Genomic DNA, 14,676 nt, shown 5'->3' on the forward strand with positions numbered 1-14,676 from the left:
CATGGCTGACACCGTCCCCACCGCCGCCTTCCGCGGCCGCGTTTACGACAGCATCCTGGAAACCGTGGGCGCCACCCCGTTGGTGCGCCTGAAGCGCCTGGCGGCCGCCCACGGCGTGAAGGCCGACATCATCGGCAAGTGCGAGTTCTTCAACCCGCTGTCCAGCGTGAAGGACCGCATCGGCCTGGCCATGATCGAGGCCGCCGAGGCCGACGGCCGCATCTCCCCCGACCGCACCCTGCTGATCGAGCCCACCTCGGGCAACACCGGCATCGCGCTGGCCTTCGTGGCCGCGGCCAAGGGCTACCGCCTGATCCTGACCATGCCGGAAAGCATGTCGGTGGAACGCCGCCGCATGCTGAAGCTTCTGGGCGCGGAGATCGTGCTGACCCCGCCGGCCCAGGGCATGAAGGGCGCCATCGCCAGGGCCGAGGAATTGGCCGCCGAGGCGGGCGACGCCTACATCCTGCAGCAGTTCAAGAACCCGGCGAACCCGGAGATCCACCGTCGCACCACAGCCGAGGAAATCTGGACCGATACCGCCGGCGGCGTGGATTTCCTGATTTCCGGCGTGGGCACCGGCGGCACGCTGACCGGTGTGGCCAGCGTGATCAAGGAGCGCAAGCCTAGCTTCAAGGCTGTGGCGGTGGAGCCGGAGGACAGCCCCGTCCTGTCCGGCGGCCTGCCGGGCCCGCACAAGATCCAAGGCATCGGCGCCGGCTTCGTGCCCGACATCCTGGACACCCACCTGATCGACGAGGTGCTGCGCATCTCCAACCAGCGGGCGTTCGAGACGGCGCGCGAGGTGGCCAAGCTGGAAGGTGTCGCCGTCGGCATCAGCTCTGGCGCCGCCCTGGCCGCAGCGTTGGAACTGGGCGCCCGCCCTGGCAACGAGGGCAAGCAGATCGTCGTGATCCTGCCCAGCTTCGCCGAGCGTTACCTGTCCACCGGCCTGTTCGACGGCCTGGATTGATCGACCTGGATCGGCGCAAAGGGGGGACCGGTCACAGCGCGGGCCCCCCTTTTTTCCGCTAGGTTCATTCCTTACTTAATCTAGGCCGCGACTGCGGCCGCCGGAGCGAGCACCGCAGGGCGCAGCGAGGATAGCCAAGCGGCCGGATGGCCGCGCCCGGCGCTTGAGGGCGCGATGGACTTTAATGACTCACAGATCGAGCGCTACTCCCGCCACATCATCCTGAAAGAAGTGGGCGGTGAAGGGCAGGCCAGGCTGCTGGCCGGGTCCATCCTGGTGGTGGGCGCGGGCGGCCTGGGGGCGCCCCTGCTGCTGTACCTGGCGGCCGCCGGCGTGGGGCGCATCGGCATCGTCGATGACGACACGGTCGACCTGTCCAACCTGCAGCGCCAGGTGGTGCACGACATGGCCTCCCTGGGCCAGGCCAAGGTGGACAGCGCCGCCGCGCGGATTCGCGCCATCAACCCCGACGTGGTGGTGGAGGCGCACCGGACGCGCCTGGCCCCTGACAACGTCCGGCGACTGGTCCGGGCCTACGACATCGTGGCCGACGGGTCGGACAATTTCGCCACCCGCTTCCTGCTGAACGACGCCTGCTATTTCGAGCGGCGCACGTTGGTGTCGGCCGCCATGCTGCGCTTCGATGGGCAGATTTCCACCTTCAAGGCCCATGAGGGCCATCCCCACCCCTGCTATCGTTGCGTCTTCCCCGAACCGCCGCCGCCGGGCCTGGTGCCGTCGTGCTCCGAGGCCGGCGTGCTGGGGGCCTTGGCCGGCACGGTGGGCTCGCTGCAGGCGCTGGAGGTCTTGAAGGAACTGCTGGGCATCGGCGACGGCCTATCCGGCCGCCTTATGCTCTATGACAGCCTGGGCGCGTCCTTCCGCACCGTGCGCGTGAAGCCCGATCCCGACTGCCCCCTGTGCGGCGCCCATCCGACCATCACCGGCCTGCCGGGAGAAGACGGCCATGGGCACTGACCAGGCAGGCTTATCCATCGTCCTGCATTCCGGCGGCTTCGACCGGGTGCACTACGCCCTGGTCATGGCCACGGCGGCGGCGGCCATCGGCCGGCCCACCCTGCTGTTCGTCACCGGGCGGGCCTTGCGCCTGCTGTTGGCGGACGATGGCTGGACGGGCCTGGACCCGGCCGATGACGGTTCGACGCCGGTGGCGCGGGAACGCCAATTCCAGGACACGAACATCGCCACCCTGGCGGAGCTGACCGAGTCGCTCACCCCCCTGGGTGTGCGCGTCATGGCCTGTGAGATGGGCTGGCGCGTGCTGGGGCTGGACAAGCCGGCCCTGCGTGCCGATGTGACGGTGGAAACGGCGGGCGTGGTGACGCTGTTGCAGGCGACCCCGCCGGGCGCCCATCTTATCCACTTGTGACGCGTCTAGCCTGAAAGCCGCCCGCCATGCCTGAATTGCCCGAGGTCGAAACCGTGGCCCGGGGCTTGGCCCTGAAGATGGAGGGCCGCACGCTGGTGCGCGTGGCCCAGCACCGGCCCAACCTGCGCACGCCCTTTCCGGCCGGCTTCGTCCAGCGCCTGACCGGCCGCCGCGTCGCCGGCATCGGTAGGCGTGCCAAATACGTCCTGGTACGTCTCGACCCCGTTTCCGGTTCGGGGGACGAAACCCTGCTCATCCACCTGGGCATGTCGGGCAGCATGGTGGTCAGCCGGGGGCCGGCGGGCGCGCCCGGGGCGCATGACCATGTGGTCATGGAAACCGACGACGGCGCCGTCGTCACCTTCAACGACCCCCGCCGCTTCGGCCTCATGGATCTGATCGCGGAGGGCGAGGTCGATAGCCATCCCCTGCTGGCCAGGCTGGGGCCGGAGCCCTTGGGCAATGAATTCGACGCCGACACCCTGTCGGCCCGCCTGGCCGGCAAGATGACACCCATCAAGGCGGCGCTGCTGGACCAGCGCGTGGTGGCTGGCCTGGGCAACATCTATGTCTGCGAGGCGCTATTCCGTTCCGGCATCAGTCCGGAGCGGTCGGCGGCCAGCGTGGCGGGCAAGGACGCCCAGCGCCTGGTGCCGGCCATCCGCGACGTGCTGACCGAGGCCATCGCCGCCGGTGGTTCCTCCTTGCGCGACTACGTCCAGTCGGATGGCGAGCTGGGCTACTTCCAGCACTCCTTCGCCGTTTACGGCAGGGAAGGCGAGGCCTGCCCCGGTTGCGACTGCGACGTGGCCCGCACGGGCGGCGTGCGGCGGGTGGTCCAGGCCGGCCGATCCAGCTTCTTCTGCGCACGGCGGCAGCGCTGACGCATGCGCCTTGGCCGTTGATGGGCGCCCCGTCATGCTTCACCTTACGGCCCAGCGAATCTTTCCGGCCCCTGGCCCCCGCGTGAGCCCTGAATGCGCCTTGTCCTTGCCGCCGCCGTCTCCCTCCCCCTGCTGCTGGCCCCCCTGCTGGTCGCGGGCCCGGGCCGCGCCGGACCGGTGGAGCCGGGGTTCGTGCCGGGGGTGGAGGATTTGCCCCTGATGCCGGGCCTGACGGCGCCGGCCAACGCCGCGGTGGTTTTCGACCAGCCGGAAGGCCGCATCGTCGAGTCGGCGGCCCGGGGCGACGTCAGCGCCGCCGCCATCGCCGCGTTCTACGACCAGACCCTGCCGCAGCTGGGCTGGCACCCCGCCGGCGCCGGCCGGTGGGCCCGCGAGGGGGAGAGGCTGGAGATCACGGCGACGCGCGACGGCGTGGGCAGCCGGGCTGAAACCATGGTGCGCTTCATCCTGCGCCCGCAGTGACCCGGCTTTTGAATTCGGCCCCAAGGGAAAGGGTGTGTTTAAAGTAAAACACCCATGATCTTGGGCGTCGGGGACAGAATCGCCCATATCTGGTTTTAAACTCGTTGAATCCGGGGGACGGGGATGTTCAAAGCAGGGGCGTGCTCGCCGGATTTTGGTCTAGTCTGGCGCGGTTTTTAGGGCCGTGCCGCTTGACGGTTTCGTGGGGAGGGGGTATAAGCCCGGCCTTCCACGGCAAGGGTCGTGTTCGAAAAGGGTTTGTCATGGCTAATCATAAGTCCGCTGAAAAGCGTATCCGTCAGACGGAAGTCCGTACCGAGGTGAACCGGGCCCGCGTGTCCCGTATCCGCACCTTCGTGAAGAAGGTTGAGCTGGCCCTGGAAGCCGGCGACAAGGCCGCCGCCGCCGAGGCGTTCAAGCTGGCCCAGCCGGAAATGATGCGCGGCGTGTCCAAGGGCGTGCTGCACCGCAACACGGTGTCCCGCAAGATTTCCCGTCTGTCTCTCCGCATCAACGCTCTGGGCTGATACGCCGGCCGCGCCGATTGCGCGGGCCTTCGGGGCCCGGCGCAAGGCGGGGCCCCAGCTCTTGACCGTGGATTGGGTGAGGCCGCGTCCCGCCGGACACCGGCGGGGCCGCGGCCTTTTCCTTGTCCGCCCTTCGTTACTGCGTTTACCCTTACCTATTCTTCCAGAATAGTCCGAAGGGCCGGTGCCGACCGGCGGACGCGAGCATCATTCGGTCTTTTTTGCTTGTTCCCTTTTCGAGCCTATTGCGAGTCCCGGACGGCCCGACTAGCATCTGCGGATGTGCGGGATCGTTCTCCACGATGAAGTAATCAAGCGGCGGAAACGCCCGCGCAAACCGATGGCAGATGTACATTGATGCTGACGCTTGGCGCTCTACATCATTCTGGCATTGGTAGATTTCTGAATCTTTGAAGAAGATCATGCGTCTACGGGAGATTCTTTAAAATGAATCCCGTAAGGTGCGCGGTTTTGTTTGCGTGTGTGGGTTTTGGTCTGCCTGGTATTTCAGCGGACTGGCGCCGGACGGGGCAGGGGTGATGCCCCGAAGCCCGGTGCCGGCAAACGTCCGGTGGGAGGAAAGGCGGTCACGGAACCAGCCGGGACAGGGCCGACGACAGGGGTCGACGAAGCGGGGTTAGGGTGGCGTTGGAAAGGGCGGGACCCGGCGGGTCCCCAGCCTTCGTCCTTCATCATCCGTCGTGCCGGCTGGTCCGGCCGGTTTCCCATGTGTTCGTTCGGCGCCGACGTTGTCTCCCGAACCTTCGGCCCCGATCGAGGTGACCTGCCTCATTGGGGAATGGAGCGTCGCGGCATAAGGTTCCGGTCCGATTTGATCCGGTTGTCAGGCCGGCTGTCGTTGGCCGGTGTGGTCTTGTTTGATTGTCCGGGTCCGGAAGGCGTTGGGGCAGGAGCGAAGCGGGAATGTCGGTTCAGGCATCTCTGGATCAGCAGTGGGCGCGCATCAGCGGGCGCTTGAAGGACGAGGTGGGTGAAACCGCGTATCGCAGCTGGCTGAAGCCGTTGACCGTTGAGGATTTCATCGGCGGCCAGGTGCGCATCGTCGTGCCCACGCGCTTCATGCGCGACTGGATCCGCACCCATTACGCCGACCGCATCCGCGCCCTGTGGACGGGGGAGAACCCCGGGGTCCACTCCGTGGAAATCGTCGTGGCGCCGCCGCGCAACGACGCCTCGCTTGGCGGCGCCCTGACCACGGCCCCCCGCAGCCCGGCCAACACCGCCGCCGCCGGGCCGCTGACGGAAAGCGGTATCGATCATCTGCCGACTTATGATGAGGTCGAGGCGGTCGCCTCCCTCAACGGCGCCCTGAACGGGACGGGCGAGACACCGGTCCTGCCCGCCTTCATCGCCGGCAGCAGCCTGGGCGAGGAACGCGACGAGGTCTCGGCCCTGCTGGACCCGCGCTTCACCTTCGAGAATTTCGTGGTGGGCAAGCCCAACGAACTGGCTTTCGCCGCCGCCCGCCGCGTGGCCGACGCCAACGCCGTCACCTTCAACCCGCTGTTCCTCTACGGCGGCGTGGGCCTGGGCAAGACCCACCTGATGCACGCCATCGCCTGGCACATCCGCAAGAAGGACCCCGCCCGCCGGGTGATCTACCTGTCTGCGGAAAAGTTCATGTACCAGTTCATCCGCGCCCTTCGGTACAAGGACACCATGGCGTTCAAGGAGCAGTTCCGCTCCGTCGACGTGCTGATGATCGACGACGTGCAGTTCATCAGCGGTAAGGACAGCACCCAGGAAGAATTCTTCCACACCTTCAACGCCCTGGTGGACCAGAACCGCCAGGTCATCATCTCCGCCGACAAGAGCCCGTCCGACCTGGAAGGCATGGAGGAGCGCTTGCGCTCCCGCCTCGGCTGGGGCCTGGTGGCGGACATCCACCCCACGACCTATGAGCTGCGCTTAGGGATTCTGCAGTCCAAGGGCGAGCAGATGCGGGTGCAGATTCCGCAGAAGGTGCTGGAGTTCCTGGCCCACAAGATCACGTCCAACGTGCGTGAGCTGGAAGGGGCGCTCAACCGCATCGTGGCGCATGCCGAGCTGGTGGGCAGGGCCATCACCCTGGAAAGCAGCCAGGAAGTGCTGCACGACCTGCTGCGCGCCAGCAACCGCCGGGTGACCATCGAGGAAATCCAGAAGAAGGTGGCGGAGCACTACAACATCCGCCTGGCGGACATGAGTTCCGCCCGCCGCGCGCGCGCCGTGGCCCGCCCCCGCCAGGTGGCGATGTACCTGTCCAAGCAGCTGACCGCCCGCTCCCTGCCCGAGATCGGCCGCAAGTTCGGCGACCGCGACCACACCACCGTGATGCATGCCGTGCGCAAGGTGGAAGAGCTGTGCGCCACCGACCCGACCTTCTCGGAAGACGTGGAACTGCTGCGGCGCATGCTGGAAGGGTGAGGGGTGGCTTGACGAAACAGTCAGCCACACCATTATCGTACCCGATCCGTTCCTCTGCCTGATCGGGCCGCCATCCTGACCAAATCCCCCCTGGCGATATCGCTGTCCCAAGCCTTGGCCTTTCGCCTGGACCGGCAGCACCTGCTGGCCCCGGCGCCCGACATGCTGGCGGCGGCCACCACCCTGCTGGGCGCCCAGGCCCAGGTGCATTCCGCCGCCGTCCTGCAGCTGCGGGCGCGCACCGCCGCCCTGGCCGATGCCGAGGTGGCCGAAGCGTTGTACGACAGCCGCCGGCTGGTCAAGCTGTGGGCCCAGCGCTCCACCCTGCACCTGGTGCCCACGGCCGACCTGGGCGACCTGTTGGCCCTGCGTCGGCTCAAGGAGCCGGAGTACCACGCCTGGTATGGTCGCGAGGGACTGCCGCCCGATCGGGTGGCGGTGCTGATCGACGCCGTGGTCCAGGCCCTGGCCGATGGGCCTCACAGCCGCCTGGACCTGTCCCGCCGCCTGGTGCCGCGACTGGGCGACTGGGCCCGGCCCTGGCTGGAACACAGCTGGGGCGGGGTGCTGAAGCTGGCCTGCGCGCTGGGCCATCTTTGCCATGGCCCCCTGCGCCCCGACGACAACGAGGCCGCCTTCGTGGGCCTGCCCGCCTGGCTGGGCGAAGCGCCCGTGGTGCCGGTGGACAGCGCGTCGGGCGTGGCCAACATCCTGCGCCGCTACCTGGCGGCCTTCGGCCCCGCCACGCCGTCGGACTTCCGCAAGTTCGCCGGCATCTACGCCGGCCCCTGCCGCCAGGCCTTCCACGATTTGGCCGGTGAGCTTCTGGCGGTCGACCTGGACGGCCGTCCCGCCTACATCCTGGCGCGCGATGAGGCGGCGCTGCGCGGCGCCGAGATGCCCGCCAGCCACCTGGCGGTGCTGCCCCTGTTCGACCCTTGGCTGCTGGCCCATGCCGACACCGGCCAGGTGGTGGACGAGAGGCACCGCACCGCCGTCTACCGCCAGGCCGGCTGGATATCGGCCGTGGTGCTGCGCCAGGGCCGGGTGGCGGCGACCTGGACCCATCGCCGCCTGGCCGCCAAAGGCCAGCCGGTGTGGGAGGTGGAGCTGGCGCCGCTGGGCCGCCTCACCAAGGCGGAACGGCGGGTCGTCCTGGGCCGCCTGCGTCACCTTTCGGGCGGCCTGGACGTGCGCTACGCGGGCGGATGATCCCCCTTTCGGACAGGCGGCGACTCGGCCTTCCGAATGCCTCTGGAATTGGTTGAAAACGCTGTCGCCGCGCGGGGCTTGTGCTATGGTGACCACCCCTTTTTCCAGGCCCTGTGGGGGGGCCTTGGGGGATTTAAGGCAAACAATCGCCGCGCCTCACAGGGGCGACGGGTCAGCACAAGCGGAACGGCATGAAGATCACCATCGAACGCGCGGCTTTGCTCCGGTCTCTCGGTCATGTTCAGAGCGTGGTGGAGCGTCGGAACACCATTCCGATCCTGTCCAACGTCCTGCTGAAGGCGGAAAACGGTGAGCTGGCGCTGACCGCCACCGACATGGATCTGGAGATCGTGGAATCCGTGCCGGCCGATATCGCGCGCCCCGGTTCCGCCACGGCCCCCGCCCACACCCTGTACGACATCGCCCGCAAGCTGCCGGATGGCAGCCAGGTGGAACTGGACTTCACCGCCGACACGCTGACCCTGCGGTCCGGCCGGTCGCAGTTCCGCCTGGGCGCTCTGCCGGTGGAGGACTTCCCGGTCATGGCCGGTGGCGACACCGGCCACCGTTTCAGCCTGTCGGCCAGCGACCTGAAGATGCTGGTGGACCGCACCAAGTTCGCCATCTCCACCGAGGAGACGCGCTACTACCTGAACGGCATCTACCTGCACGCCTCCAAGGCGAAGACGGGCGCGGCGGAGCTTCCCGTGCTGCGCGCCGTGGCCACCGACGGCCACCGCCTGGCCCGGGTGGAGATGCCCCTGCCGGACGGCGCCGGCGACATCCCCGGCGTCATCATCCCGCGCAAGACCGTGATCGAGGTGCGCAAGCTGCTGGACGAGGCGGCCGACCGTATCGAGGTGCAGCTGTCCGACACCAAGGTGCGCTTCGCCTTCGACAGCATCGTGCTGACCAGCAAGCTGATCGACGGCACCTTCCCGGATTATGAGCGCGTCATCCCCACGGGCAACGACAAGGTGATGGAGGTCAACGCCGGCCAGTTCGCCGCCGCCGTCGATCGCGTCGCCACCATTTCCACGGAAAAGAGCCGGGCGGTGAAGCTCAGCCTGGACCGCGGCATCCTGACCCTGTCGGCCTCCAGCCCCGAGGCGGGTTCCGCGACGGAAGAGATCGAGGTCAGCTACGACAACACCGCGCTCGAGATCGGCTTCAACAGCCGCTACCTGCTGGACATCACCCAGCAGATCGAGGGTGAGGGCGTGCGCTTCACCCTGGCCGACGCCGGCTCGCCCACCGTGGTGCGCGACGTGGCCGACGGTTCGGCCCTCTACGTCCTCATGCCGATGCGCGTTTGAGGTCCTGGGGTCCCCGGGGCGGCGGTAGCGGTTGCTGGCCAATATGGGCGCCATGTCCACAGAAGAGCCGCCCCTGACGGGGAAGCCGGAGGGCGCCCCTCTTGAGCATGGGGGGCGGCGCCCGCGCCATTCGCGGCGCTGGCCGTCACGCGGCTGACCGTCACCCGCTTCCGTTCCTACGCCCAGGCCCGCCTGGTGCTGGACCGGCGGCCGGTGGCGCTGACGGGCCCCAACGGCGCGGGCAAGACCAACCTGCTGGAGGCGGTCAGCTTCCTCGCCCCCGGCCGCGGCCTGCGCCGCGCCAAGCTGGGGGACGTGGAGCGCCTGCAGGCCCCGGGCGAGACCTGGGAGACGCCGGGCTGGGCCGTGGCGGCGGAGGTGGAAACGCCCCTGGGCACGGTGGAGATCGGCACCGGCCGCGACCCCAACGGCGCCCCGGGCAGCGAGCGCCGCGTGGTGCACATCGACGGCCGCCCGGCCAAAAGCCAGATGGCGCTGGCCCAGTATGTTTCCTGCGTCTGGCTGACGCCGCAGATGGACCGCCTGTTCGTGGAGGGGGCGGCCGGCCGCCGTCGCTTCCTGGACCGGCTGGTGTTCGGATTCGATCCCGAGCATGCCGGCCGGCTCAGCCGGTTCGAACAGGCCATGCGCGAGCGTATCCGCCTGCTGCGCGAGGGGGGCGACTCCTCGTGGCTGACGGTGCTGGAGGACCAGATGGCCACCAGCGGCATCGCCGTGGCCGCCGCCCGCCGCGACGTGACGGCCCGCCTGGCCGCCGCCTGCCGGCGGGGCGTGGGGCCCTTCCCGGCGCCCGGCCTGGCGCTGACCGGAACCCTGGACGGCTGGCTGGCCGACCGGCCGGCGCTGGAGGCGGAGGACACGCTGCGCCGGGCCCTGGCGGAGGCGCGGCGCATCGACGCGCATGCCGGCACCACTACGGTCGGGCCGCACCGCAGCGACCTGGCCGTGACCTACCTGGCCAAGGGCATGCCGGCGGATTTGGGCTCGACGGGGGAGCAGAAGGCCCTGCTGATCGCCATCGTGCTGGCCAACGCCCGGCTGATGGCGGCGGACGGCGGCGCGCCGCCCCTGCTGCTGCTGGACGAGGTGGCGGCCCACCTGGACGCCGGGCGCCGCACGGCCCTGTTCCAGGAGGTGCTGGCCACCGGGTCCCAGGCCTGGATGACGGGCACGGACGCCGCCATCTTCGCCGAACTGGGCACCGCCGCCAACCACGTCCGGGTAGTCCCGGACGAAACCGGCGGCGGCGTGGTGGTGGGCGCCGGATAGGCCCCTGGCGCTTTAGAGAGTCTGCGGAATGGGGGACAGCGATCCCCCTTGGTAATGACGGTTTTGCCCCTAGGCGACGCGATATCTGGTAGAGTGTATCCATGGCACAAGAAGCTCTGACGACCCCCAACTCCGCCGCCGACGATTACGGCGCCAGCTCCATCAAAGTGCTGAAGGGCCTTGATGCGGTGCGCAAGCGTCCCGGCATGTACATCGGCGACACCGACGATGGTTCCGGCCTGCACCACATGGTGTACGAGGTCGTGGACAACGCCATCGACGAGGCGCTGGCCGGTTATTGCACGCGGGTGGACGTCATCCTGAATCCGGACGGCTCCTGCACCGTGCGCGACGATGGCCGCGGCATCCCCGTGGACATCCATGCGGAGGAAGGCGTGTCGGCGGCCGAGGTCATCATGACCCAGCTGCACGCCGGCGGTAAGTTCGACCAGAACAGCTACAAGGTCTCCGGCGGCCTGCACGGTGTGGGCGTGTCCGTGGTCAACGCCCTGTCGGAAATCCTGGATCTGCGCATCTGGCGCCAGGGCCGGGTGTGGGAGATGCGCTTCGCCCATGGCGAGGCCCAGGCGCCGCTGGCCAACACCGGCGTCGCCCCGCTGAAGGCGGACGGCCGTCCCCTGTCCGGCACGGAGGTGACCTTCCTGCCGTCCAAGGCCACCTTCACCAAGACCGAATTCGACTACCAGACGCTGGAACACCGCCTGCGGGAACTAGCCTTCCTGAACTCCGGCGTCACCCTGTTCCTGACCGACGCGCGAGGCGTGGAGCCCAAGTCGTGCGAGCTGCATTACGAGGGCGGGCTGGAGGCCTTCGTGCAGTGGCTGGACCGGTCCAAGACACCGCTGCACAAGCCGGGCATCGCGCTGCGCGCCGAGCGCCAGAGCGACCTGGGCGGCACCATCGGCGTGGAAGTGGCGCTGCAGTGGAACGACAGCTATCACGAGAGCACGCTGTGCTTCACCAACAACATCCCGCAGCGTGACGGCGGCACCCACCTGGCCGGCTTCCGCGCGGCGCTCACCCGCACGCTGAACAACTATGCCAACGAGAGCGGCATCGCGAAGAAGGAGAAGGTGAACCTCTCCGGCGATGACATGCGCGAGGGCTTGACCTGCGTGCTGTCGGTGAAGGTGCCCGACCCCAAGTTCTCCAGCCAGACCAAGGACAAGCTGGTCTCCTCCGAAGTCCGCCCGGTGGTGGAGGCGGTGGTGGCCGACGCCCTGGCGACCTGGCTGGAAGAGCATCCGGGCGACGCCAAGCGCATCATCGGCAAGGTGGTCGAGGCCGCCGCCGCGCGCGAGGCCGCGCGCAAGGCGCGCGAACTGACGCGGCGCAAGGGCGCCTTGGATATGGCCTCGCTGCCCGGTAAGCTGGCGGACTGCCAGGAACGGGACCCGGCGCTCAGCGAACTGTTCCTGGTCGAGGGTGACTCGGCCGGCGGCTCCGCCAAGCAGGGCCGCTCGCGGCAGTTCCAGGCTATCCTGCCCCTGCGCGGCAAGATCCTGAACGTGGAGCGCGCGCGCTTCGACAAGATGCTGTCCTCGGCCGAGATCGGCACCCTGATCGCCGCGCTGGGCACCGGTATCGGGCGTGAGGAGTTCAACGCGGAAAAGGCGCGCTATCACAAGGTCATCATCATGACCGACGCCGACGTGGACGGCGCGCACATCCGCACCCTGCTGCTGACCTTCTTCTATCGCCAGATGCCCGAGCTGATCGAGCGCGGCTACCTCTACATCGCTCAGCCGCCGCTGTACCGCGTGAAGCGCGGCACGGCCAAGGAACGCTATCTGAAGGACGACCGGGCGCTGGACGATTACCTGATCGGCCAGGGGCTGGAGGACGTGACCCTCAGGGCCGCGGAGGGCAGCGAGCGCCTGGGTGGGGAGCTGCGCGACGTGGTGGAGCAGGCCCGCGCCGCCCGCCATCAGCTGCAGGCCCTGACCCGCAAGGTGGGCAACGCCTCGGTGGTGGAACAGGCGGCCGTGGCCGGCGCCCTGTCCATGACCCTGCTGACCGACGACGCGCGCGCCGATGAACTGGCCCGCGTGGTGGCGGACCGCGTGAACCGGATCGAGGCCCAGGCCGCGCAGGCGGCCGGCAATGCCGGCGAGGGCGCCACCGTGGGCGTGGGCGCCTGGCAGGGTGAGCGCGCGCGCGAGGGCGGCCTGATGCTGTTCCGCACCAGCCGCGGCGTCACCCACCGTCACATCCTGGACGCCGACGTGCTGAAGAGTGTGGAGGCGCGGCGCCTGGACGCCATGGCCGACTTCCTGAAGACGGTCTTCACCGACGCCGCCACCCTGACCTACCGCGGCCGCGCCACCCGCACCATCGTCGGCCCCACCGGCCTGATGGACGCGGTGCTGGAACAGGGCCGCCAGGGCCTGGCCATCCAGCGCTACAAGGGCCTGGGCGAGATGAACCCGGACCAGCTGTGGGAAACCACGCTGGACCCCAAGATCCGCTCGCTGCTGCAGGTCAAGGTCACCCACGTGGACGAGGCGGAAGAGGTGTTCTCCACCCTCATGGGCGACATCGTCGAACCCCGCCGCGACTTCATCCAGGAAAACGCGCTGAAGGTGGCGAACCTGGACGTGTGATCCAGTAGCCTTGTTGTGAGCTGACCCATAAAACGAGAATCTTTGACCCATAGCGTGAGAATTGGCGGTTTTTCTCACGACTATGGGTCAGTTCGCATCGGGAACCCCTGACCCCCCATCTCCCAGAGCCTGGGAGATGGGGCTTTTCAGGCGTTCGGGGTCAAAAGGCTTCCCGCCCCTCGGCAATGTTCAGTAGCTGGGAGAACACAAACGTGGCCGGTGCACGTCCTGCCGCCGGTACCAGTGCGCGCAACAGGCCATTGTCGCGTAGATCGCGAATGATCTTTCTGGCCGTCGGCGGTGGAATTTGGGCTGATGCAATGAAATCCGGCGTCTGGAATATGGGCCGCTGGAAAATCCAGTCGAGAGCCCGCACCGCATATTGCGAATGGGTGATCTCCACCACCCATTCGCGCTTTTCCTGATGCAGGGCCAGGATCGCCTGGGCTTTCCGGGTGTTGCCTTCGGCCTGGGCGATGATGCCGCGCAAGAAGAAAGCCACCCAGCCACTCCAGTCGCCGTCACGCGAGACGGCGAGCATCCGGCCGTAATATTCATCGCGGTTGGCTTCGAGATATTCTGAGAGATAGAAATTGGGCCGCGACAGCAGCCCATGAGCATAGAGGAACAGGGGGATGAGGAGGCGGCCTATGCGCCCGTTGCCGTCGAGAAACGGATGGATCGACTCAAACTCGGCATGAACAATGGCCAGCTGTACAAGTCGATCCGGCGCATCGGCGTGAATATAGGTCTCCCACGCTGACATGGCCCCCTCGATCTTGTCAGCACTTGGTGGGACGAACCGCGCCTGCTCAATGGTGCAGCCCTCTGGGCCTATCCAGTTGGGAATGCGGCGGTATTCGCCGGGATCCTTGTGGCGCCCACGGACGCCATCCATCAACACGCGATGCGTGGCCTTGATGAGCCGTTGCGACAGCGGAAGTCGAGACATCAGGCTCGCCGCTTCACGCAGGGCGGCACGGTAGTTCAGAACTTCGCGTGCGTCCGCCTTCTTGGGGGTGCTTTCATCGAACAGATGGCCCTGCGCCTCAAATTCCAGCACCTCGCCCAGCGTCACCTGCGTCCCTTCAATCTTGCTTGAGAGAACAGCTTCGCGGGCCGTCAGCGGGGACAGCAGGACGTCGGGGTTGGGAATGCCGGAGAGCACGCCCTCATACCGCGCGATCGCGGCATTGGCGGGACCAACCAGCGGGAATAAAGTTTGGAGATCAAGCTCCGCAGGTGGAAACCGTCCTTCGTGGTAGGCAACAGGCAATGGCGTCTCCGTCAGGCCATCATGGGTGAGCGGGCGTGAGCCACAGGCCGTCCTTGATGATCGTCTGCCGAAAGCTACACCATTTGATGATCGTGAAATAGGGTTTCACCTACATCAAACCGCCTTGTTGTTATTGGACGATCATCAAATCCGCAGTCGGCGCGCCACCGATCGTGTGCGTGCGTCGATGGAGGAGCGACGACCCGAGGGTCGCCCCGCCTCCGGCAGGTCAAGGGCCGGCGCCCTTGACGCTCCCATTCCTTGGTATCTGGAG

The 14,676-nt window shown here is 67.8% G+C and carries 12 protein-coding genes; 11 read left to right on the plus strand and 1 reads right to left on the minus strand.

Annotation, left to right across the window (positions count from 1 at the left end):
* The first annotated feature begins 1 nt into the window (after nt 1).
* The 11 genes from cysK (at nt 2) to gyrB (ending at nt 13,126) form a co-directional block, all read left to right on the plus strand.
* A complete protein-coding gene (gene cysK / locus UAA55_RS30710; protein WP_322957628.1) occupies nt 2-973 on the plus strand; it encodes a cysteine synthase A in 972 nt (323 codons plus the stop codon).
* Nucleotides 974-1,147: 174 nt separating this feature from the next.
* Nucleotides 1,148-1,951, plus strand: a complete 804-nt coding sequence (locus UAA55_RS30715) for a HesA/MoeB/ThiF family protein (protein WP_322957629.1) — start codon at nt 1,148-1,150, stop codon at nt 1,949-1,951.
* Nucleotides 1,941-2,363, plus strand: a complete 423-nt coding sequence (locus tag UAA55_RS30720; protein ID WP_322957630.1) for a hypothetical protein — start codon at nt 1,941-1,943, stop codon at nt 2,361-2,363. Before UAA55_RS30715 ends, UAA55_RS30720 begins: the two co-directional genes overlap by 11 nt.
* A gap of 26 nt (nt 2,364-2,389) precedes the next feature.
* Nucleotides 2,390-3,247 (plus strand): bifunctional DNA-formamidopyrimidine glycosylase/DNA-(apurinic or apyrimidinic site) lyase, encoded by an 858-nt coding sequence (gene mutM / locus UAA55_RS30725; protein ID WP_322957631.1) that lies wholly within the window; start codon nt 2,390-2,392, stop codon nt 3,245-3,247.
* 93 nt (nt 3,248-3,340) lie between these two features.
* Entirely contained in the window at nt 3,341-3,730 is a 390-nt protein-coding gene (locus UAA55_RS30730) for a hypothetical protein (protein ID WP_322957633.1), read from the plus strand.
* Nucleotides 3,731-3,993: 263 nt separating this feature from the next.
* Nucleotides 3,994-4,257 carry a 30S ribosomal protein S20 gene (rpsT, locus tag UAA55_RS30735; protein ID WP_088872298.1) on the plus strand — a complete coding sequence of 88 codons (264 nt, stop codon included), beginning with the start codon at nt 3,994-3,996 and terminating at the stop codon, nt 4,255-4,257.
* Nucleotides 4,258-5,181: 924 nt separating this feature from the next.
* Nucleotides 5,182-6,684 carry a chromosomal replication initiator protein DnaA gene (gene dnaA / locus UAA55_RS30740; protein WP_322957635.1) on the plus strand — a complete coding sequence of 501 codons (1,503 nt, stop codon included), beginning with the start codon at nt 5,182-5,184 and terminating at the stop codon, nt 6,682-6,684.
* A gap of 114 nt (nt 6,685-6,798) precedes the next feature.
* Nucleotides 6,799-7,896 carry a winged helix DNA-binding domain-containing protein gene (locus UAA55_RS30745; RefSeq protein ID WP_322957637.1) on the plus strand — a complete coding sequence of 366 codons (1,098 nt, stop codon included), beginning with the start codon at nt 6,799-6,801 and terminating at the stop codon, nt 7,894-7,896.
* A gap of 191 nt (nt 7,897-8,087) precedes the next feature.
* Nucleotides 8,088-9,212 carry a DNA polymerase III subunit beta gene (gene dnaN, locus UAA55_RS30750; RefSeq protein WP_322957639.1) on the plus strand — a complete coding sequence of 375 codons (1,125 nt, stop codon included), beginning with the start codon at nt 8,088-8,090 and terminating at the stop codon, nt 9,210-9,212.
* Between the two features lie 138 nt (nt 9,213-9,350).
* Nucleotides 9,351-10,502, plus strand: a complete 1,152-nt coding sequence (gene recF, locus UAA55_RS30755; protein ID WP_322957806.1) for a DNA replication/repair protein RecF — start codon at nt 9,351-9,353, stop codon at nt 10,500-10,502.
* Nucleotides 10,503-10,603: 101 nt separating this feature from the next.
* On the plus strand, nt 10,604-13,126 hold the full coding sequence (gene gyrB, locus UAA55_RS30760; protein ID WP_322957640.1) for a DNA topoisomerase (ATP-hydrolyzing) subunit B: 2,523 nt from the start codon (nt 10,604-10,606) through the stop codon (nt 13,124-13,126).
* A gap of 160 nt (nt 13,127-13,286) precedes the next feature.
* Here the strand turns inward: gyrB and UAA55_RS30765 are convergent, their stop codons facing one another.
* On the minus strand, nt 13,287-14,402 hold the full coding sequence (locus tag UAA55_RS30765; RefSeq protein WP_322957642.1) for a Fic family protein: 1,116 nt from the start codon (nt 14,400-14,402) through the stop codon (nt 13,287-13,289).
* Between the last annotated feature and the right edge of the window lie 274 nt (nt 14,403-14,676).

It is taken from the genome of Nitrospirillum guanabarense, assembly GCF_034653355.1.
Taxonomy (GTDB): domain Bacteria; phylum Pseudomonadota; class Alphaproteobacteria; order Azospirillales; family Azospirillaceae; genus Nitrospirillum.